The 20,675-nt window shown below is 61.9% G+C and carries 19 protein-coding genes and 1 pseudogene; 7 read left to right on the top strand and 13 right to left on the bottom strand.

The window, feature by feature from the left end:
* Nucleotides 1-33 precede the first annotated feature (33 nt).
* From HU742_RS27025 to HU742_RS07055, 4 genes and pseudogenes are all read right to left on the bottom strand, one after another.
* A complete protein-coding gene (locus tag HU742_RS27025) occupies nt 34-738 on the bottom strand; it encodes a methyl-accepting chemotaxis protein (RefSeq protein WP_437179892.1) in 705 nt (234 codons plus the stop codon).
* 204 nt (nt 739-942) lie between these two features.
* Nucleotides 943-1,089 (bottom strand): annotated as a pseudogene (locus HU742_RS27020) (HAMP domain-containing protein); the annotation flags it as partial.
* Between the two features lie 1,022 nt (nt 1,090-2,111).
* Nucleotides 2,112-3,506 (bottom strand): aminotransferase-like domain-containing protein, encoded by a 1,395-nt coding sequence (locus HU742_RS07060; RefSeq protein WP_186643776.1) that lies wholly within the window; start codon nt 3,504-3,506, stop codon nt 2,112-2,114.
* 196 nt (nt 3,507-3,702) lie between these two features.
* A complete protein-coding gene (locus HU742_RS07055) occupies nt 3,703-4,464 on the bottom strand; it encodes an SDR family oxidoreductase (protein WP_186636251.1) in 762 nt (253 codons plus the stop codon).
* A 226-nt stretch (nt 4,465-4,690) separates the two neighbouring features.
* On the opposite strand from HU742_RS07055, the gene HU742_RS07050 reads away from it, so the two are divergent.
* Entirely contained in the window at nt 4,691-5,695 is a 1,005-nt protein-coding gene (locus tag HU742_RS07050) for an NADP-dependent oxidoreductase (protein ID WP_186643775.1), read from the top strand.
* Between the two features lie 54 nt (nt 5,696-5,749).
* Here HU742_RS07050 and pyrF read toward each other — a convergent pair whose 3' ends face one another.
* On the bottom strand, nt 5,750-6,448 hold the full coding sequence (gene pyrF, locus HU742_RS07045) for an orotidine-5'-phosphate decarboxylase (RefSeq protein WP_186611561.1): 699 nt from the start codon (nt 6,446-6,448) through the stop codon (nt 5,750-5,752).
* A 287-nt stretch (nt 6,449-6,735) separates the two neighbouring features.
* Between pyrF and HU742_RS07040 the strand changes: the two genes are divergently transcribed.
* Nucleotides 6,736-7,497, top strand: coding sequence for a response regulator (locus tag HU742_RS07040; protein ID WP_186636246.1), 762 nt, complete (start codon nt 6,736-6,738; stop codon nt 7,495-7,497).
* Entirely contained in the window at nt 7,497-8,546 is a 1,050-nt protein-coding gene (locus tag HU742_RS07035) for a sensor histidine kinase (protein ID WP_186636243.1), read from the top strand. The genes HU742_RS07040 and HU742_RS07035 overlap by 1 nt, the downstream gene beginning before the upstream one ends.
* Before the next feature lie 8 nt (nt 8,547-8,554).
* Here HU742_RS07035 and HU742_RS07030 read toward each other — a convergent pair whose 3' ends face one another.
* From HU742_RS07030 to HU742_RS06995, 8 genes are all read right to left on the bottom strand, one after another.
* Nucleotides 8,555-9,592 carry an AI-2E family transporter gene (locus HU742_RS07030; RefSeq protein ID WP_186636240.1) on the bottom strand — a complete coding sequence of 346 codons (1,038 nt, stop codon included), beginning with the start codon at nt 9,590-9,592 and terminating at the stop codon, nt 8,555-8,557.
* A gap of 60 nt (nt 9,593-9,652) precedes the next feature.
* On the bottom strand, nt 9,653-10,459 hold the full coding sequence (locus HU742_RS07025; RefSeq protein WP_437179891.1) for a DUF4892 domain-containing protein: 807 nt from the start codon (nt 10,457-10,459) through the stop codon (nt 9,653-9,655).
* 141 nt (nt 10,460-10,600) lie between these two features.
* A complete protein-coding gene (locus HU742_RS07020) occupies nt 10,601-11,452 on the bottom strand; it encodes an alpha/beta hydrolase (RefSeq protein WP_186643773.1) in 852 nt (283 codons plus the stop codon).
* Nucleotides 11,449-12,240, bottom strand: a complete 792-nt coding sequence (locus HU742_RS07015; RefSeq protein ID WP_186636231.1) for an alpha/beta fold hydrolase — start codon at nt 12,238-12,240, stop codon at nt 11,449-11,451. Before HU742_RS07015 ends, HU742_RS07020 begins: the two co-directional genes overlap by 4 nt.
* A gap of 170 nt (nt 12,241-12,410) precedes the next feature.
* Nucleotides 12,411-12,854: a hotdog fold thioesterase gene (locus HU742_RS07010; RefSeq protein ID WP_186636228.1), complete on the bottom strand. Its 444-nt coding sequence runs from the start codon at nt 12,852-12,854 to the stop codon at nt 12,411-12,413.
* A 44-nt stretch (nt 12,855-12,898) separates the two neighbouring features.
* Complete coding sequence (gene sixA / locus HU742_RS07005; protein WP_186636225.1) at nt 12,899-13,351, bottom strand: phosphohistidine phosphatase SixA; 453 nt, start codon at nt 13,349-13,351, stop codon at nt 12,899-12,901.
* Nucleotides 13,348-13,695: a DUF4389 domain-containing protein gene (locus HU742_RS07000; RefSeq protein ID WP_186643771.1), complete on the bottom strand. Its 348-nt coding sequence runs from the start codon at nt 13,693-13,695 to the stop codon at nt 13,348-13,350. Before HU742_RS07000 ends, sixA begins: the two co-directional genes overlap by 4 nt.
* A 27-nt stretch (nt 13,696-13,722) precedes the next feature.
* Complete coding sequence (locus HU742_RS06995; protein ID WP_186636222.1) at nt 13,723-14,748, bottom strand: NAD(P)H-dependent glycerol-3-phosphate dehydrogenase; 1,026 nt, start codon at nt 14,746-14,748, stop codon at nt 13,723-13,725.
* 199 nt (nt 14,749-14,947) lie between these two features.
* Between HU742_RS06995 and HU742_RS06990 the strand changes: the two genes are divergently transcribed.
* From HU742_RS06990 to fabA, 4 genes are all read left to right on the top strand, one after another.
* Nucleotides 14,948-17,071 (top strand): TonB-dependent receptor plug domain-containing protein, encoded by a 2,124-nt coding sequence (locus HU742_RS06990; RefSeq protein ID WP_186643769.1) that lies wholly within the window; start codon nt 14,948-14,950, stop codon nt 17,069-17,071.
* Entirely contained in the window at nt 17,072-18,004 is a 933-nt protein-coding gene (locus HU742_RS06985) for an ABC transporter substrate-binding protein (protein WP_186643767.1), read from the top strand.
* Nucleotides 18,001-19,902 carry an ATP-binding protein gene (locus HU742_RS06980; RefSeq protein WP_186636215.1) on the top strand — a complete coding sequence of 634 codons (1,902 nt, stop codon included), beginning with the start codon at nt 18,001-18,003 and terminating at the stop codon, nt 19,900-19,902. The genes HU742_RS06985 and HU742_RS06980 overlap by 4 nt, the downstream gene beginning before the upstream one ends.
* Nucleotides 19,903-20,152: 250 nt before the next feature.
* Nucleotides 20,153-20,668 carry a 3-hydroxyacyl-[acyl-carrier-protein] dehydratase FabA gene (gene fabA / locus HU742_RS06975; RefSeq protein WP_003204400.1) on the top strand — a complete coding sequence of 172 codons (516 nt, stop codon included), beginning with the start codon at nt 20,153-20,155 and terminating at the stop codon, nt 20,666-20,668.
* The last annotated feature ends 7 nt before the right edge of the window (nt 20,669-20,675 follow it).

Here is a 20,675-nt window from a genome sequence, read left to right as displayed (position 1 = left end):
GAATCAGCACGGCTGAGTTTGATGTCACCCCATTCACAACCTGAAATGCCCCACCATCCCTTTCAATTCAGCGCCCAGCTGCGCCAGTTCAATACTGGACGCGGCGTTGCCTTGCATGGCCACGGATGACTGATCGGCGCTGGCCCGGATGCTGGTGACGCTGCGGTTGATTTCTTCGGCCACTGAGCTCTGTTGCTCGGCGGCCGCGGCGATCTGCTGGTTCATTTGCTGGATGAGCGACACCGCTGCCGCGATGCTGCCCAGGGCGCTTTCGGTCTGTAGCGCATCGCTGACGGCCATTTTCACCAGGTCGCCGCTGCTCTGGATCTGTTGTACGGACGTCTGAGCGGCTGAGCGCAAGGCACTCACCAGTCGCTCGATTTCCTCGGTGGATTGTTGCGTACGCTTGGCCAAGGCCCGTACTTCGTCGGCCACCACAGCGAATCCCCTGCCCTGTTCGCCCGCCCGAGCCGCCTCGATCGCGGCATTGAGCGCCAGCAGGTTGGTTTGCTCGGCCACGCTCTTGATTACGCTCAGGACCTTGCCGATGTTTTGTATTTCGGCGCTCAGGCTTTCGATGCTGGTGCTGGCAAGTGTGGCCGAGTCGGCCAGTTGCTCAATGCGTACCATGCTCTGGCGCACTACCTGCTGGCCGCTTTCGACTTTGTCGTCAGCCGTCTGAGCCGCTTGCGCCGCCTCTTCGGCATTGCGGGCGACGTCGTGCACGGTGGCGGTCATCTGATTCATGGCCGTCGCCACTTGCTCTGTTTCCTCCTTCTGGCTGCTGACTTCCAGGTTGGTCTGTTCAGTCACGGACGACAGCGACTGGGCCGAGCTGGCCAGTTGCTCGATCCCGGCCTGCAATCCACTGACGATGCTGCTCAAGCCGGCGGCCATCTGTTGCATCGCGAGCATCAACTGGCCGATCTCGTCCCGACGCGTCACTTCGACCTTTGCACTCAAGTCACCCGAAGCAATTTGCTGCGCGACACGTATGACACTGCGCAGCGGCGTGACGATCAGCCGGGTGATGACCCAGGCTGCGATCAATCCCACCAGCAGCGCCAAGGCCGACGAGCCGATGATCATCAGCGAGTTCTTCTTCAATTCCCCCTGCATGGCACTGTCTTCGGCGCCGTAGGCCTGGTTGACCCGCGCCACGACCTGGTCGGCGCGCTCGTGCAGCTGCTGGTATACAGTCTTTTCCTTGGCCAACAGGCCGGTGTATTCGGCCAGTTGCTGGTTGAACCCGCCAATATGCCCGGCCACTTCGTTGAGCACGGTCTGGTAGCCTGGATCCTTGACGGCGCTCTTGAGCCCTTCGGCCAGTTTCATGGCCTGCTCGGCCTGTTCAATATTGCCTTGTCCGGCAGCTTCATCACTGCCTTTGCGGCTTTGATCAAGGCGAACGCGCGCTTCGTTCATTGCCTGCAACATCATCCGCGACACTTCGCTGACCTGATTGGCCTGCTCGATGAACTCGGCGCCCTCCTTGCCTTCCGACTCCTTCAACGTGTAGGCGCCGTCATCGGCCAACCCAGCCTGCAACACATCCAGGTTGTTGGCGACGCTGGAGACTGACCAACTGGCCATTTCGAGGGCCAGGTCCTTGCTTTGGCTCAGCTCGACGAACTCATCGAATGCTTTGCGATAGGCCGCCAAGGCCTGTTCCACATCTTCCATCACCGGCACGTTGGCAGCCGATTGCGCCTTGAGCTCGTTTGCCAGGGCCACCAGCCCGTCGACACCCTGGCGCAAGGCATCGGCAGTCTTGGGATCGGAGCGCAAGGCGTATTCCTGCTCAAGCAGCCGGACCTTGAGCAGTTCGCTGTTGAGGGACGACATCTGCTTCAAGCCATCGAAGCGAAAACTGATGGTTTGCAGGGACCAGACGCCAATAGCCGCCACTACTGCGGTGAGCAGCAATACCAGGACGAACCCGATACCCAGTTTCTTTGCCATACCCAGGTTGGCAAAACGTCCTTGCACGGCCGAAATCATTGCGCCCAATCCTCTGCCAGTGTGTGTTGATTGCAGGTTCGCAACGAGACGCCCCGCAACACAAGATGCTCGCGTCGGAATAATGGCAAAAAGCTACAGCCGCGTCGTTTTCAGGACACTTGAGGTCGATCCAGAGCCGTTGCGCGGAAGAACGCCAAGGCTTTGGGATCTCGGGCATAGGCCACGTTGATACGCAGCCAGTCAGTGTCCGTGCCCGAAGGGCTGAATGCGGTGCGCGACGACAGCTGTATACCGCACCGTTTGGCCAGCCGCTGCAACTCAGCATAGTCACACAATGGCGCACGCGCCCATATGAACAGGCCACCCGCCGGCTTGCCGAACACTTTCCAGTCGGCATCCTCCAGCAGTTGCAAAGCCATTGCCATATCGGTGCTCAGTCGCTGCCGTTGGCGTTGGACCAGTTTGCGATAGGCACCGTTGGCCAGGAGATTGGCCAGCACCGATTCGCAGAATCGAGAACCGCCCATGCTGGTGATCTCCTTGACCTCGCTCAAGCGCGCTATGGTAGACGGCCCGGCTACCACGAAGCCGACTCGCAACGAGCTGCTCAGGGTTTTTGAAAAGCTGCCCAGGTAAACCACATCGTCATCCAGCGCCGCCAGCCGCGGGCGCATCGAGCTTTGAAAATCGGCATAGACGTCGTCCTCGATAACCAGCATGGCGTGTTTTTTTGTCAGTTGCAGCAGCTGCTGGGCCACGGCCGGAGCCAGGCTGCTACCGGTAGGATTGTGGCAGGCGCTGTTGACGAACAGTGCGCAGGGCCGATGGATCGCCAGCAGGCATTGCAGGGCTTCGACGTCCGGTCCACGTGGGGTCCTGGGCAGCTCGATCATGTCTATCTTATGCAGCCTGAGCAGATCGAACAGGTTCGAATAGCCGGGACTCTCCACTACGACGCAACTTCCTGGTGGCAGAAGGGTACGCACGATCAGGTCCAGCCCGTGGGTGGCGCCTGTGGTCGTAAGGATCCGGTTCTTGTCGGCGTCGATATCGAACTGCTTCAGTCGCCTGGACAGAAGCTCGCGCAAGGCAGGCAACCCCAGCGGCGTGCTGTAGTTGAACAGGCCCGCCATGTCTATTCGGGTTACCTGACGGATCGCATAGCCCAGGTCGTCGCTTTCGCGCCAACTCTCGGGCAGGCCACCACAACCCAGCTTCAGCTCTTGTTGCGCGTCGCTGGCCGGGCGGGGCTGGGCGGACAGTGCGTCCTGGAGCCAGACGCTGCCTGCCGGCTCCCCTGCCGAAGGAGCGAAGGCGACAAAAAAACTCGAGCCGTTACGGGATGCCAGCACGCCTTGGGCAACCAAGCGTTGGTAAGCGTCGTGAACGCTGGCCTGGCTGAGCAGGTTCTCCCGCGCCAGTTGCCGGATCGACGGCAGGCGAGTGCCCGGCTCAACCGTTCCTTGTCGAACCCAACTGGTCAGCGCATCGACAATTTGCTGCACGACAGGTACCAGTGCCTGCCGGTCGATTCTCAACTCCATGAGTAACCAAGCTCCTAAGCGTTTGTTTTATTTCCACAAACAGTTAAGCACAGGCCGCCGCTGGACGATGTACGACATCGACGCAAAACCACCTGATTCTCATTCTTTGAAATACATTGGCCTCCTTATCAAGGGAACCTTCGGCACCAAAAGAAAAAGCCCGCGAACAACGCGGGCCCTATCTTCGTAATTGGCGTCAGAACGCAGTGACCCCACCGTCCACTGCCAAGGAGTGTCCCGTGGTGAATGCGGCGCCATCGCTGCACAGATACAACACCGCGCTGGCAATTTCCTCGACCTTGCCAATACGCCCGACCGGGTGCATTGCGTTGGCGAAATCGGCTTTTTTCGGGTCCGCCTCGTAGGCTCGACGGAACATGTCCGTGTCGATCACTGCCGGGCAAACTGCATTCACGCGGATCTTCTTCTTGGCGTATTCAATGGCCGCCGACTTGGTGAGGCCGATCACGGCATGCTTGGACGCCGCATAGATACTCATCTTCGGCGCCGCCCCGAGCCCTGCCACCGAGGCGGTATTGACGATGGCGCCACCGCCTTGAGCCAACAGCAATGGCAACTGGTACTTCATGCACAGCCACACGCCCTTTACGTTGACGCCCATGATTGCGTCGAATTCATCCAGCGTACCGTCAGCCAACTTGCCCTTCTCAATCTCGATGCCCGCGTTGTTGAAGGCATAATCCAAGCGTCCATAAGCACTGATCACTTCGCTCATCAGATTCTGTACGTCGCTTTCCAATGTCACGTCGCAACGCACGAACACAGCTTCGCCCCCCGCCTCGCGGATCGACTGCACCGTGCCCTCGCCGCCCGCCACGTCGAGGTCGGCAACGACCACTTTGAGGTTTTGCGCCGCGAATGCCTGAGCCGTGGCGCGGCCAATGCCCGCCGCCGCGCCCGTCACCACCGCAACCTGTCCGGAAAACGTCATGCTCATTGCCAATGCCTCGAAGAATTACCGTTGGTTGCCGCATATAGCCACCGATCGCAACGGCACGGCAGCACTATCCAACCGCCGGTTGGCGCCGCATGAGCGCCAGTGATAATAGCGACGGCCGTACTATCACTGGGTTGGATCAACCTGCATTCGCTGTATCGGCAAACCTTGCAGCGCAGGCCTGCAGGGTCTATCAACAAGGCTTCATTCATTTTGAGTGCCTGTCATGACTGCCCAGACCAATCGCCAGTTCCTGCTCGCCAAACGCCCGGTGGGCGCCGCGACCCGTGAGACGTTCACCTTTCAAGAAGTCCCCGTCGGCGAAGCGGCAGCCGGCCAGATCCTGGTCAAGAATGAATACCTGTCCCTCGACCCGGCCATGCGCGGCTGGATGAATGAAGGCAAGTCCTACATCCCGCCGGTCGGCATCGGTGAAGTCATGCGGGCGTTGGGCGTAGGCCAGGTCATCGCGTCGAACAACCCGGGATTTTCGGTCGGGGATTACGTCAACGGTGCGCTGGGCGTGCAGGATTATTTCCTTGGCGAGCCGCGAGGTTTCTACAAGGTGGACCCGCAACTGGCGCCGCTGCCACGCTATTTGTCCGCGCTGGGCATGACCGGGATGACTGCTTATTTCGCCCTGCTGGATGTCGGTGCGCCCAAAGCCGGAGAAACCGTGGTGCTTTCCGGGGCCGCCGGTGCAGTGGGCAGCATTGCCGGGCAGATCGCCAAGATCAAAGGTTGCCGCGTGGTGGGCATCGCCGGTGGCGCCGATAAATGCAAATTCCTGATCGATGAGCTGGGCTTCGACGGCGCCATCGATTACAAGAGCGAAGACGTCCACGCGGGCCTCAAGCGCGAGTGCCCCAAAGGCGTAGATGTGTATTTCGACAACGTCGGCGGCGACATCCTCGATGCGGTGCTCAGCCGCCTGGCCCTCAAGGCTCGCGTGGTGATTTGCGGTGCGATCAGCCAATACAACAACAAGGAAGCGGTAAAGGGCCCGGCCAACTACCTGTCGCTGCTGGTCAACCGCGCGCGCATGGAAGGCTTCGTGGTCATGGACTATGCGTCGCAGTTCGCCGCGGCTGGGCAGGAAATGGCCGGCTGGATGGCCAAGGGACAACTCAAGAGCAAGGAAGATATCGTCGAAGGGCTGGAAACATTTCCCGAGACACTGACCAAATTGTTCAGTGGCGAGAACTTCGGGAAACTTGTTCTCAAGGTCTGAAGCGAGACAATCGGGAGCGAGCTTGCTCGCTCCCGCACGATCTTCAGGGTTGGATCAGGCCAGTTCGGCCACCACCGCCGCCAGGGCCTTGGCCGGATCCGCTGCCTGGCTGATCGGGCGGCCTATCACCAGATAATCGGAGCCAGCGTCCAATGCCTGGCGCGGCGTCAGGATACGGCGTTGGTCGTCCTGGGCGCTGCCCGCCGGACGAATCCCCGGCGTCACCAGTTGCAGCGACGGATGGGCCGACTTCAGGGCGCTGGCTTCCAGGGCTGAGCAGACCAGACCGTCCATGCCGGCCTTTTGCGCCAGCGCCGCCAGGCGCAGCACTTGTTCCTGAGGCTCGATATCCAGGCCGATCCCCGCCAAGTCCTCACGCTCCATGCTGGTCAGCACGGTCACGCCGATCAACAGCGGTTTCGGACCGCTGCGCTGATCGAGCACTTCACGGCACGCGGCCATCATGCGCAAGCCACCGGAGCAATGCACATTGACCATCCACACGCCCATCTCTGCGGCAGCCTTGACGGCCATGGCAGTGGTGTTGGGGATGTCATGAAATTTAAGGTCCAGGAACACTTCAAAACCCTTGTCACGCAGGGTGCCGACGATTTCCGAGGCACAGCTGGTGAACAGCTCCTTGCCGACTTTGACCCGGCAAAGCTTAGGGTCCAACTGGTCGGCCAGCTTCAGGGCGGCGTCACGGGTGGGGAAATCCAGGGCGACGATGATGGGCGTCTGGCAGGCGGACATGAGTGGGCTCTCAGGCAAGTCGAAATCGGCGCGCATTGTAGCGGAACCAGCGCCCGTGCGGGACCCGATGATCGGTAAATCATCATCTGCTCCAGCATGGGATCCTGCAGGCCTTTGTGTCGAAACCGATACACTCGCGACATGCGCGCTACACGCCGGCACGTTACTGTCCGACGCCGCACCCCGTGCTCCCAGCGCTTCACGGCCTACCGACCGGAGCTTATGCTGGAGCCATTACCTCGCCGCCTTCTTTGCGATTGGCAGCCAACCTGGCAGATGAAGCACTTATGCAGACCCCCTTTATTGCCAATGCCGACGATCAGAAAAAAGCGTCTGACGATGACAAACGCTGGAACACCCGGGCACTGATCGTCGATGACGACGTGCCGATCCGTGAGCTGTTGATCGATTACCTGGCCCGCTTCGGCATTCGTGCCAGCGGCGTGACCGATGGCGCCGCCATGCGCCAGGCGATGCAGGCCGAGCATTTCGATGTAGTGGTGCTGGACTTGATGCTGCCAGGTGAAGATGGCTTGCAGCTGTGCCGGTGGTTGCGGGCCGAATCGGATATTCCGATCCTGATGCTGACTGCGCGCTGCGAACCCACCGATCGCATCATCGGCCTGGAACTGGGAGCCGATGACTACATGGCCAAGCCTTTCGAGCCCAGGGAACTGGTGGCGCGGATCCAGACGATCCTGCGCCGCGTGCGTGATGACCGCACCGAGCAACGTGCCAACATTCGCTTCGATAACTGGCGGCTCAACAGCGTACTGCGCCAATTGATTTCCGCCGACGGGCTGGTGGTGCCGCTGTCCAATGCGGAATTCCGGCTGTTGTGGGTGTTCATCGAACGGCCCCGCCGAGTACTCAGCCGTGAGCAACTGCTGGACGCAGCCCGTGGTCGCTCGATCGAGGCATTCGACCGTAGCATCGATTTGCTGGTGTCGCGCCTGCGGCAGAAGCTGGGCGATGATCCAAAAGCCCCGCAACTGATCAAGACAGTACGCGGCGAAGGCTATTTGTTCGACGCGCGGGACATCGGTTGATGCGCCTGCGCCTCGACACCCTGTTCGGCCGCCTGTTCGGCGTGCTGTTACTGGCAATTGTCCTGGCGCATCTGCTGGCCTTCGCCTGGTTTTCCTACTTTGCCCCGCCGCCTCCGCCTCCGGGCTCAGCGCCGGAGTTTTCCCGGCAAGGCAAGTTCTCCCAAGGCTCGGATTCGATGCCCGGCCGCCCACCGCGTCCCTGGTTCGGCGGCCCGGTAGTGCCGCTGACTTTTCAATTTGTATTTCTGATCGTGGCCGCCTGGTACGGTGCCAAGCTGCTGACCCGCCCCATCCAGCGCCTGAGCGATGCCGCCGAACGGTTGAGCGAAAATCTCGACAGTCCGCCGCTGGACGAAAGCGGCCCCCGGGAAGCGCGCCAGGCAGCCCATACGTTCAACCTGATGCAGCAGCGGATCCGTGAGCAGGTGCAGCAGCGCTCGCGCATGCTCGGCGCGGTTTCCCATGACCTGCGCACTCCGCTGTCGCGGCTCAAGCTGCGCCTCGAACAGATTGACGACCGCAAGCTGCAAGGCCAGATGCGCCAGGATCTGGACGACATGATCGGCATGCTCGACGCCACGCTGACCTATCTGCACGAACAACGCACCAGTGAAACGTTGCAAAGGATGGACGTGCAGGCCTTGGTGGAATCACTCAGCGAAAATGCCCAGGACCAGGGCGCCGATGTGCAGGTCGGCGGCATTTGCGCCCCGCTGCAGGTACAGCCGATGGCGCTGCGTTCCTGCATCAACAACCTCATCGACAATGCCCTGCGCTATGCCGGCCATGCTTTGATTCTCTTGGAAGACCAACGCCACCAGCTATTGATCCGTGTCATCGACCATGGCCCCGGCATCGCAGAAGAGAAACGCGAGGCCGTGTTCGAGCCCTTTTATCGCTTGGAAGGCTCGCGCAACCGCAACTCCGGCGGCGTCGGCCTGGGCATGACGATTGCCAGGGAGGCCGCCGAACGCCTGGGTGGGCAATTGACCCTGGAAGAAACACCGGGAGGCGGATTGACTGCGATCATCAGCCTGCCTCGCGCCTGACTATGGGCCTATCGTGCCTGGCTCTTGCTCCAATCGTTCAGCAAGCTGTACGCCACCGCCAGCAAGGTTGGACCGATGAACAGCCCAATGAAACCGAATGCAATCAGCCCGCCGAATACGCCCAGCAACACGATGACCAGCGGCAGGTTTCCGCCACGACTGATCAGGTAGGGCTTGAGCACGTTGTCCACCCCGCTGATGATGAAAGTTCCCCAGATGCCCAGGAACACCGCCATCCCGTACTCGCCCTTCCATGCCAGCCAGGCGGTGGCGGGGATCCAGACCAATGGCGGCCCCATGGGAATCAGGCTGAGCAGGAAGGTGACGATCCCCAGCACCAAGGCACCCGGTACCCCGGCGATCAGGAAGCCGATCAGCGCCAGCACGGCCTGGGCCGCCGCGGTCCCGATCACGCCATTGACCACGCGTTGCACCGTACCGGCCACCAGTTCGACGTAGTAGCCGGCGCGGTCGCCGATCAGCCGCTCCAGCAGCCCTTGGACAAAGGCTGCCAGTCGCGGGCCGTCGCGGTAGAAAAAGAACACGAACACAATGCTCAGGGTCAGTTCGAGGATCCCGCCGCCAATTTGCGCACTGCGGGCCAGCAACCAGTTGCCGACGCGTCCCAGGTACGGTTTGACGGAAGCCATCATCGCCGCACCTTGCTGGTCGATGCTGTCCCAGAGCGTCACCAGCCGTCCGCCCACCAATGGCACACCGGCCAGCCACTCGGGCGCTTCGGGCAGGCCGTCGACCTGGACGTCCTTGATGAAGGCCGTGGCATCGCGCACATGATCGGCCAGGTTGAACCCCAGCCACACCAACGGCACCGCCACCAGCAACATCCAGCCTACCGTCAGCAACGCCGCCGCCAGGGACTCACGGCCATGGACCCAACGCGTCAGCAAGCGCATCAGCGGCCAACTGGCAAACGCCAGCACAGCGCCCCAGAACAGCGCCGACCAGAACGGAGCCATTACCCAAAGGCTTGCTCCGAACAACACCAGGAGCAGGATCTGCACCAAAAGCCGATCGTTATTGAGCATGAAAGATCTCGAAAAAATAGATGACGGGGGTACGACGTCAAGCGCCTCCCCCGCTAGAGCTTATCGCATCAATTCAACGTGCAGGCCCGCTGCGTCACTCCTGGTAGCCTCCATCCTTGCCGCGCGGACACCCTGATCGACCAAGGCCTGGCGCCAAGCCTCGGCGTGCGGGCCAGCGATGCTGACTCGCAGGCCCGTATCCAGGTTCAGGGCCCGGGACAGCAGGCGTAACCAGGCGTCATCCGGCTCGCCGGCCAGACGCGGCAAATCCAGCACACCGGTGTCCTTGAGCTGGCGCAGCAGTGTCGCCGATGTCGGCAGGACGTTCCCCAAGGGCGCGCCCGCTTCGAACTGCTCGATGTGCAGGTACGCCTTGCGGTTGCCACGGGTTATCGCATACAGCGCGATCAGTGTGTTGTCCGCAGGCGGCGCCAGGCGCAGCAACAGGTAGGCCTGACCGTTATCGGCGCCATAGAGCTTGGCATTGCCGAATACGTCGTTGGCCCACAGGCTGCTTTCGCCGCAATCGCGGGCCTGGCACCAGAACAACAGCTCGGCGCCCTGCTTTTGCAAGGCTTCGCGCGCAGCGGTAAAGGCTTGGGTGGCGGAATGTTCCGGCGGCAATTCGTAGGTCACTGACGTCGCGTTGCCACGGGCATCGACCTGCCCGTCGAAACGCAACTGGCCGCTGATCCTGCGGATCGACCCCATCGGGTAGATGCGCTCCAGGTCGCTGGTTTGCCGGTAATCGACGATCTGCGCGTCGGGCATGCGTGGTACGCGTTCGAGGTCCCGGCTACCGGGCACATCGGCGGCCAACGCTGCCGGGCCGAGACAGGCCAGCGCCAACAGGACGAATGATTGAATGGTCGGTTTCATCGGATGGACTTAGCCTGGATCTGCGCGACGCAAAGGCGTTCGTCAATGCGCAGCAAGGCGAGTGGATGGATATCTGTCATGGTTGGCTCCCTTTCAACCCGCCCAGCCTCGGCACTTGCCCGGCGCAAGTCAAGAAACGCTGAAGAACCGATTGAAACAGTCTGCTACAAGCGCGGCACCGACCTCGTCGTTCAGGTGCAAATGATGACCGCCAGGCAGCTGTTCATGACTGAAGGGTAGACGCTCCAGCAACTCGGGGTGCTGGGCAAGCATGCCGTTGGCCGCCACCACCAGATGAGCAGGACAAGCGACCCGAGCCACGAAGGCCATGGCTTGTTCATCGGTCAGGCGCAGCGGTGAGGGCAAGGTCAGCCGGTTGTCGGTGCGCCAGGTGTAGCCCCCCGGCACCGGCATCAGTCCGCGCTGGGCCAGCAGCTCGGCGGCTTCGCGGCTGACCGCCACCAGCCCTTTCATGCGGGCTTCGATGGCCCGGTCGAGGGTTTTGTAGACCGGTTTGCGTTTTTGTTGCAGCTCCATCTGCGCCTGCAAGGCCATGCCCATGCGCTCCGCCGCATTATCGCCTTTAGCCGTAGGAGGAATCACTCCGTCAATCAAGCCCAGGTGCGTAATCCGCTCGGGCAACGCGCCGGCCAATACCAGCGAAACAATCGCGCCCATGGAATGCCCCAGCAAGGCAAAACGCTTCAAGCCCAGTTGTTCAGCGACTTGCAGCACATCATGCGCGTAGTCCCACAGGGCGTAGCCGGCGCCAGGCGGGCGGTGACCGGAATGACCGTGACCGGCCATGTCCAGGGCAATGACTCGCACGCCCTCAAGCCTCGGTGCCAGCCGGGCGAAACTGTTGGCATTGTCCAGCCAGCCATGCAAGGCGATCACCGGTCGGCCATCTTCCGGCCCGAACAGGTGGGCCGCCAGTTCAATATGAGGCAGGCTCAAGCGAACCTCTTCGACGGCATTCATGCTCGCTGCCCTTCCCAGCGCTGGAGCAGCTCCTTGATCAGCGTGGCCGTGTCCTGGGGGTGCTCAAGCGGAAACATGTGGCCGCCAGGCATGGTCAGGGATTCGCCCAAGGGCATGCGTCCTACCGAACGGGTGTGATGACGCATCACCACCCGGCTCTGCCGGCCTCGCACCACCGCCAGCGGCACTTGCAGCTTTAGAGCCAGACCTGGACTGGTGTGCGGCACGCCGCGGTAGATGCTGATTTCCGTGGCCGGGTCAAAGCGCAGTCGCAACCGATCGCCGACGGGCTGCAAGCCATGCTGCAGGTACGCTTCGAAGCACTCCGGATCGAAACCGCGAAACAGCGTCTTGCCGGCAAAATAGGCCCGCGCCGATTCGAGATCGTTGAACTCCTCGCGCCGGCCCAGAGTCCGCCCGGCCGGGGTCAGGCGATCAATGAACCCCAGGCGCTTGGCGGCGAGGATCACCCAACGGTCCGCGCGGGTCAGCACCGGCGAATCGAGCATGACCACGCCCCGATACAGCCGAGGGCATCGCAACGCTGCGTGAAGGTGCAGCACGCCGCCTAGAGAGTGGCCCACGCCCCATACCGGCCCCGGTTGTTGTTCGAGGTGATGAATCAGTTCGTCCACCAGGTTGTTCCAGTTGTCATCCACCGGAAATCGCGGGTCATGGCCGTGCAACTCAAGATGAGCGACAGCGTATTGCGGCGCCAACGCGGCGAACAGCTTGCCGTAGGTGGCCGAGGGAAAACCATTGGCGTGGGCGAAAAACACCTGTGACATGTAGGCCGATCCATTGCGAGAACTGCAACCGATTGTGCGCAGAACCCCGTAGCGCGGCAATGACCGTAACTGACAGGAATGATGACAGCTGGATTCAAGCTGCAAGCTGCAAGCCTCACGCTGCCAGTAAACGCAGGCCTGCTTCGCTTGTAGCTTATAGCTTGTAGCTTTTAGCGCCCAGGCGGCTGCTCACCCAACGGCACCACCGCCATGGTCAGGCGCGATACGCAATTGACCTTGCCGTCATCGTTGATCAGGCGGATGTCCCAGACCTGGGTGGTGCGGCCCAGGTGAACCGAGCGGGCCGTGGCCGTGACGCGACCGCTGCGCACTCCGCGCAGGTGATTGGCATTGATTTCCAGGCCCACGCAGTAGAACTTGCTGGTGTCGACGCAAAGGTAGGCGGCCATGGATCCGACCGTTTCGGCCAACACCACCGAAGCGCCGCCATGCAGCAGGCCGAACGGCTGGTGGGTGCGGTGATCGACCACCATGCTGGCGGTCAGGGACTCGTCGTCGAACGACTCGAAACGGATGTCCAGCACTTCGCTGATGGTGTTCTTACCGGCAGCGTTCAACTGTTCGATATTGGGGGTGGTGCGCCACAGACTCATCGTTGCCCTTCCTTTTTGATTTTTATGTTCCGGCAAGTGGTTTTTCAGGGATGCTTAAGGCTTTCGAGCTTCATCGCACCGGCCAACGGCAGGTCACCTTCAAGCTCGGCCAGCCCAGCCGTTTGCACCTGCTCGGGCTGCTGCAAGTGACCGTGCTGCAACAAGCCCAGCAAGCTGCCCACCAGCGGGTTGTGGCTGACCAACAGCACGTCATCCTGATCCTTCAGATGTTTCGGCACATCGGTCGGTCGGGTATCGGGCGTCAACCAGTCCACGGTAATCAGCTCAGGCTCGAACCCCAACGCTTCACGCACTAATTGCGCGGTCTGCTGGGCCCGCACGTAGGGGCTGGCATAGATGACCCGCAACGGCTCGCCCATCAACCGACCGGCGCTGCGCAGCACTTCTTCGCGACCATGCACCGTCAACACCCGCTCCGGATCGGGACGAACGCCGTGGGGCTCGGCCTCACCATGACGCAATACCCATAGTTTCATAGCTTTGGCTCCTCGTCGCGGACTGGATGCGGCGCCGGCGCCACGGTGTGAGGCGCTTCGCCTTCGGGTGTCCGTGGAGTCGGCCAGTCGGCGAACGGCCAGGGTTTCTGGTCGCTGTGGAACGTGCCAAAGCGGCCGATCTGCGCCAGGAACTGGCTCAGGCCGTCGCCGAAATTCATCAAGCTGGCGCTGGGTGCGCCGTAGATCAACCGATAGATCAACTGCACCAGCACTACGGCGCCGAGAATGAATTGCGCCACCTGCCAGACCAGCAGGTAAATCACCATCCACAGCACACGCAGCAGGATGGATTCGTACTGAGGCTGCCCTTTTGGATCGTTCATGGTTCGCTCCTGCTTGCGGTCAAGGAATCAGTTGAAACCGCTGGTGGAAATGAAATCGACGTCGGTCTTCGGCTCGCCGCGCATCAACAGTTCGATGACCTGTTCCAGCGTCCGCCCTTCGAACAGAATCGCGTGCAGCCCGGCGACCAATGGCATGTAGACGCCGGCCTCCTGGGACTTGGCCTTGAGCACCTTGAGGGTATTGACGCCCTCGGCCACTTCGCCCAGGCGCGACACCGCCTCATCCAGGCTCAGCCCTTGGCCGAGAGCGAAACCCACCTGGTAGTTGCGGCTCTTGGGCGAGGAACAGGTGACGATCAAATCGCCCACCCCGGCCAGCCCGAGGAAAGTCATCGGGTTGGCGCCCTGGCTGACGGCAAAACGGGTCATTTCCGCCAGCGCCCGGGTGATCAGCATGCTCTTGGTGTTCTCACCCATGCCCAGCGCGACCGCCATGCCGGCGATGATTGCATAGACATTTTTCAACGCCCCGCCCAATTCCACGCCGAAACGGTCAGCACTGGCGTAGACGCGGAAGGTGCGGCCATGCAGTGCCGCCTGGACCCGCTGGCACAGTTCTTCGTCTTCACTGGCGACCACGGTGGCGGTCAGTGCATGTTCGGCGATCTCGCGCGCCAGGTTCGGCCCGGAAATCACGCCGATGCGCGCCTTGGGAGCGATCTCTTCGAGGATTTCGCTCATCAGCTTGAAGCTCTGTGCCTCGATGCCTTTGGTCAGGCTCACCAGCAGTTTTCCGCTCAAGCGTTCGGCATGCGCCGCCAATACCGAGCGCAAGGCGCTGGAGGGCAAGGCGACAAAGAACAGATCGCTGCCCTCAAGTGTCGCCTGCAAGTCAGTGACGGGCTCCACTTCAGGTCGGACCTTGATGCCTTTGAGGTAACGCGGATTCTCCCGGTTCACGCGGATGGCCTCGGCCTGCTCCGGGTCACGCATCCATTGGCGTACCGCGTGGCCATTTTCCGCCAGCAGGTTGGCCACGGCGGTGCCGAAACTCCCGCCTCCCAGGACCGCAATCGGGCGCTGTTCAGTCATATGCAATCCGCTCTTCCATACCAAGTGGCAATGCCGGGCATTATACGGAGCGGCCAGATCGCGACCAGCCCCGTCAGTAAATAGCCACAGCCGTAGGAGGCAGACCATCAATTTCCAGGAAAATGCTGTCAACGTGAATGGAAAAGTCGTTCGGCTCGGTTAACATGCCCGCCACCCTTCCTTTATCAGAGGCTGTGCCGTGCTCGTCGGCCCTTCCCGTTCAGGTTCACCACTGCTATTGGCGCTGATCATCAGCCCGCCAGTGGTGGCCGACGACTTGTTCGTGGACAACCAGCCCTTGCCCCAGGTACTGACCGCCACGCGCCTGAAACAATCGCCAGCGGCGGTGCCGGGCAGCATGACGGTGCTCGACAGCGAACTGATCAAGGCCAGCGGCGCCCGGGACATCAGCGAATTGTTGCGCCTGGTGCCGGGCATGATGGTCGGCAATCTCAGCGGCAACCAGGCCACGGCGAACTACCACGGCACCAGCGCCAGCGAAGCGCGACGCATGCAGGTGCTGATCGACGGCCGCTCGGTGTACCGCGCCGGCCTCGCGACGGTGGACTGGAGCGATATTCCGGTGGCCATGGAAGACATCGATCGGATCGAAGTCTTCCGCGGCCCCAACACCGTCAGCTACGGCGCCAACGCCCTGATGGCGGTCGTCAACATCATCACCCGCGCCCCGGCCGACAGCCACGGTACACGCTTGAAAATAACCCGGGGCCAGCGCGGGATCGGCGACTGGTACGCGAGCCAGGGCAGCGGCTGGGAGAACGGAGACTGGCGACTTTCACTGTCAGGCCAGGAAGACGACGGTTTTGACAGTGACCGCAACGGCGCAAACTACCGCGACAGTCGACGCCTGGACCGCTTCAACCTGTCGGTCAGCCAGACCCTGGACGAACGCCAGAGCATCGACTGGCAGTTGAATGCCAAGGACGGGACCAATCAACGGCCTTATACCTATCGCCCGGTTTTCGCCGGGATTACCGAGGCTGGGGATAACTCTGACGTCATTGCCAAGGATTACGCCGGCTCGCTGCGCTGGAACCTGGACCTGCATCCCAATCACAGTCTTTATGTGCAAGGTTCCATCCAGCATTGGGACCGCCAACAAACCTGGCGCGCCTGTGACGCCGAAGTATCCTTCAGTCCGCAACTGACGGACCTCTGGCAACTCAACCCGTATTACGCCGAGAAGCTGGCGCGCAATATTCCCAGCTTCCTCGGCACGGGTGCGCCTGCCGGCACGGCCCGGGAACAGGCCCTGGCCAACCAGGTGCTCGACCAGTGGCGCAACGGCGCTTCGCAAACCCTGTGCGGTGACATCGACCAGAGCGCCCGGGAATCGCGCTATGACTTGGAAATCCAGGACACCCTGAGCTTGTCCGACAGCCTGCGGCTCGTCACCGGGGTGAACTATCGCTACGACCGCGCCGATTCCGAAACCTACTTCAACGGCACGCTCGACGACACCACCTGGCGCCTGTTCGGCCAGCTCGAATGGCGGGCCAGCGAGCACTGGCTGTTGCAGGGCGGTGCCATGTTCGAAGACACGCGTCTGACCGGCAGCTCGCTGACCCCGCGCATGGCGGTCAACTATCTGATCACCCCGCGACACGGACTGCGGGCGGTGTACTCCGAGGCCGTGCGCTCGCCGGACATGTTCGAGAACAATGTCAATTGGAGCTACCAGGTGACCAACCTGCGGCCCGCCGCGTTCGGCCAGGACAGCGCCCGTTATTTCGTCCGCACCCGCGGTCCGGGCAACCTGGAGCAGGAGCACATGCGCTCCCGGGAGCTGGGCTACAACGGATATTTCATGGACCTGGGCCTGGCGGTCGATGTGAAGCTGTTCCATGACGAAATTACCGGCATGATCAGCGAACCGCTGCGCAACAATCAGTACATCGCCAGCAACAGCAACGAATCGCAATTTACCGGCGCCGAGACCCAATTGGACTGGCGCGTGACCCGCGCCGATCGCCTGCGCCTGACCTACGCCTACGTTGACGCCCTGGCGAGCAATCCCCTCGATGAACAACTGACCGCCCGCAACAGCGGTTCGGCCGGCTGGCTCCGTGACTGGGGCCGAGGCTGGAACAGCGCGGTTTTCTATTACGCCGCTGATGCCCTCAATGGCTACCGCTACGAGCGGGTCGACACCCGCCTCGCCCGGCGCATCCCCCTGGGCAAGGCCAGCCTGGAGCTGGCGGGCATCCTGCAACAGCGTCTCGACGATCAGCCGACCACGTTCGTCGACAACCGCTACGACTCCCGTCATGTGCTGTATTTCAGCGCGGAGTTGTCTTTCTAGATGTTCGGCGGCCAACCGAGCAAGACGCCCTTTTGTGGCCGCCTGTGGTGGCTGCTGTGCCTGGCGTTCGCCGGCCTGCTGGGCTCCCTTGAGGCGCGGGCCGCCGAGATTCTGTTGACCGGCGCCCAGGACAGCCCCGGCGTGCAATCGTTTACCCAAGCCCTACAGGCCCGGCGTCCCCAGGACCGCGTGCGGTTTGCACTCCTGTCCAGCCTGCCGGCACCGGACCGTTTGCCCGCCGACGCGCGCCTGGTCCTGCTGGACCTGCCGAGCCTCGACTGGCGCCTGCAAACGCCCAACGGTCCGGCCACCCTGGTGCTGCGGATCAGCCGCCAACAAGCCCGCGAGCGCCTCGGCGAGGCGACGCCCGCTCAACTGAGCCTGCTCTGGAGCGATCCGCCGATGGCCCGGCAATTGCGCCTGATTCGCAAAGTCCTGCCGCAAGTGCGGCGGGTCGGCGTGCTGTTCGACAGGCACAGCGAGTTTCTGCTCAAGGACCTTCGCCAGGCCGCGACGCCCCTGGGCCTGGAAATCGTCAGCGAACGCTGGGACGACACCAACGACAGCCGCCCCTTGCAAAGGCTGTTGGGCCAGAGCGATGTCTTGCTGGGCCTCGATGACCCCGACCTCTATAACCCCAAGACCGTGAAGAACGTGCTGCTCAGCAGTTATGCCCGACAACGGGCGCTGATCGGCCCAAGTGCCGCCTTCGTCAAGGCCGGCAGCCTGGCCAGCACCTACAGCGACCAGGAAGATTGGCTGGCGATTCTTGACGACCTGCTCGACCGCCCCACCGCCACTTGGCCACGCGCCTTGTATCCGGCCCGCTTCAAGATTCTGAGCAACCAGCAGGTCGCCCGCTCGCTGGGGATCGAACCGATTGACGCCGAATACGTTGCTGCGCAGTTGGCAGAAGGAGAACATCGCCCATGACCTTGCGTCGCCGTTGGGACATCAATACCCGCACCCAGCTCATTGCGCTTGGCCCGGCTTTGTTGCTGACCGTGCTGTTGATCAGCTTTTTCACCTTCGTGCGAATCCAGGACCTGCGCCAGGAACTCAACCACACCGGGCAACTGATCGCTAACCAACTGGCCCCGGCGGCGGAATACGGTGTGATCTCCGGCAACAACGAAGTACTGGAAAGCCTGCTCACGGCCACGCTCGCCACGCCACACGTGCGCTTCCTGGAAGTCCAGGATCGCTCGGAGCGGGTGCTTGTGTACGTCGAGCAACCGGCACAAACCGGCGGCCATTCCCGGCAGGTGGAGGTGTTCCAGGCCCCGGTTCGCCTGCAGCGCATTGCCTTGAATAATGATTTCCTGCAGAGCGCCGGCCCGTCCATCGAAATGCCCGGCGAGGATTATCTGGGCCGTGTCATCGTCGGCATGTCCAGTGACGCCTTCAGCCAGCGCCAACAGGAAATTTTGCTCAAGGCAGCGATCCTGGCCCTGTTCGCCCTGTTGTTCACCTTCCTGGTGGCGCGTCGCCTGGCGGCGAGCCTGTCGCAGCCGATTCGCGACATCGGCAACGCGGTCAAGGCCATCCAGCAAGGCGACTACAGCACCCCACTGCCGATCGTCGATGACGGCGAACTGGGCGCGTTGTCGCGGCACATCAACAATCTGGCGGACGGCCTGGAACAAGCCAGCCGCGAACAGCACCAGGCCATGGCGCAACTGATCAAGACTCGGGAGGAAGCGGAAAAAGCCAACAGCGCCAAGTCGGAATTCCTCGCGATGATGAGCCATGAACTGCGCACGCCGATGAACGGTGTGCTGGGCATGCTGCAGCTGCTGGAAACCACGCAGATGACCGATGAGCAGCAGGAGTACACCGCGCTGGCGTCGGAATCCACCGAGCACCTGTTGAAGGTGATCAACGACATCCTCGATTTCTCGCGCATCGAACGTTCGGCGCTGGAACTGGAACATATTCCTTTCAACTTGTCTGAACTGGTCGGCAGCTGTGCCCAATCGTTCCAGCACAGCGCCGCGCAACGCAAGCTGGGCCTGGACCTGCTGATCCCTGACGACATGAAGGTGCTGCGGGTGCAAGGCGACCCGACGCGTATCCGGCAGATCCTGGTGAACCTGATCGGCAACGCACTGAAGTTCACCGACCAGGGACGCGTCACCGTGCAATGCCAATGGCAGGCCCTGGATCACGAGTTGCTGTGGTTCACCTGCACGGTGCGCGACAGTGGCATCGGTATCCCAGCCGAGAGCCTGGAGCGGATGTTCGATGCTTTCCAACAGGCCGACAGTTCGATTTCCCGGCGCTACGGCGGCACGGGCCTGGGCCTGCCGATCGCCCGCACCCTGGCCGAGCGCATGGGCGGCACGCTGCGTGCCCAGAGCCAGGAGGGCCAGGGTTCGGTGTTTACCTTGGAAATTCCGTTGGCCCTGTCGCGCCTGGCCCCACCGATCCTCGTCCCGCGCCTGCCTGCTGGAAACGGTGATGGAGAAGGCCGCAACATCTTGCTAGTAGAAGACAACCCGGTGAACCAGACCGTGATCGAAGCGATGCTGCGCAGCCTGGGCTTCAAGGTCAGCGTTGCCACGGACGGCGCCCAGGCGGTACGCAGCGCCGAGAGCCTGATTTTCGAAGCGATCCTGATGGACTGCCGGCTGCCGGTGATCGATGGCTACGAAGCCACGCGCCAGATTCGCCAGTTGCCCGGCTGCGCCGAGGTGCCCATCATCGCGCTGACGGCCAACGCGTTGCAGGGCGACCGCGAAGCGTGTCTCGCAGCGGGCATGAACGATTACCTGGCAAAACCCTTCAAACGGGTAGACCTGCAGCAGATTCTGCAGCGTTGGGTGGGATGAATGCGGTCTCTTGGACTATCTGTGACTGGCGTGAAAGGCGAAAGTGCGGCAGTCTTAGGCACCCGGACACGCCTCGATCGGGAAAGGAATAACCATTTCAGTGCACAGGTGTACATTCATTTTCCCGTGTGCTGTGACTTTCACTACAACGCAATAGTCTATGAGTAGGCTGCCGACTCGAGGCATGAACGCTTCGATCGGCCGGGAAGATTTGCCCCACCCTGCCGCATGGGACTATTGAGGAGCTCGCATGACCAAACAAAACGCCTTTACTCGGGAAGATCTGCTGCGCTGCAGTCGCGGTGAGCTGTTCGGCCCAGGTAACGCGCAACTGCCCGCCCCGAACATGCTGATGGTGGATCGCATTACCCATATCAGCGAAGAGGGTGGCAAGTACGGCAAAGGTGAATTGGTCGCCGAGCTGGATATCACTCCGGACCTGTGGTTCTTCGCCTGTCACTTCGAAGGCGACCCGGTGATGCCGGGCTGCCTGGGCCTGGATGCCATGTGGCAACTGGTCGGCTTCTTCCTCGGCTGGCAGGGCCTGCCGGGTCGCGGTCGCGCCTTGGGCTCGGGCGAAGTGAAGTTCTTCGGTCAGGTTCTGCCGACCGCCAAGAAGATCACCTATAACATTCATATCAAACGCGTCCTCAAGGGCAAGCTGAACATGGCCATTGCCGATGGTTCGGTGGCTGTCGACGGTCGCGAGATCTACACCGCCGAAGGCCTTCGGGTCGGCGTTTTCACCTCCACTGACAACTTCTAAGGGTTAT

The sequence above is a fragment of the Pseudomonas marvdashtae genome (genome assembly GCF_014268655.2).
Classification (GTDB): domain Bacteria; phylum Pseudomonadota; class Gammaproteobacteria; order Pseudomonadales; family Pseudomonadaceae; genus Aquipseudomonas; species Aquipseudomonas marvdashtae.
Note: the sequence above shows the minus strand (reverse complement) of the source record. Positions and strands in the feature narration are given on the sequence as shown.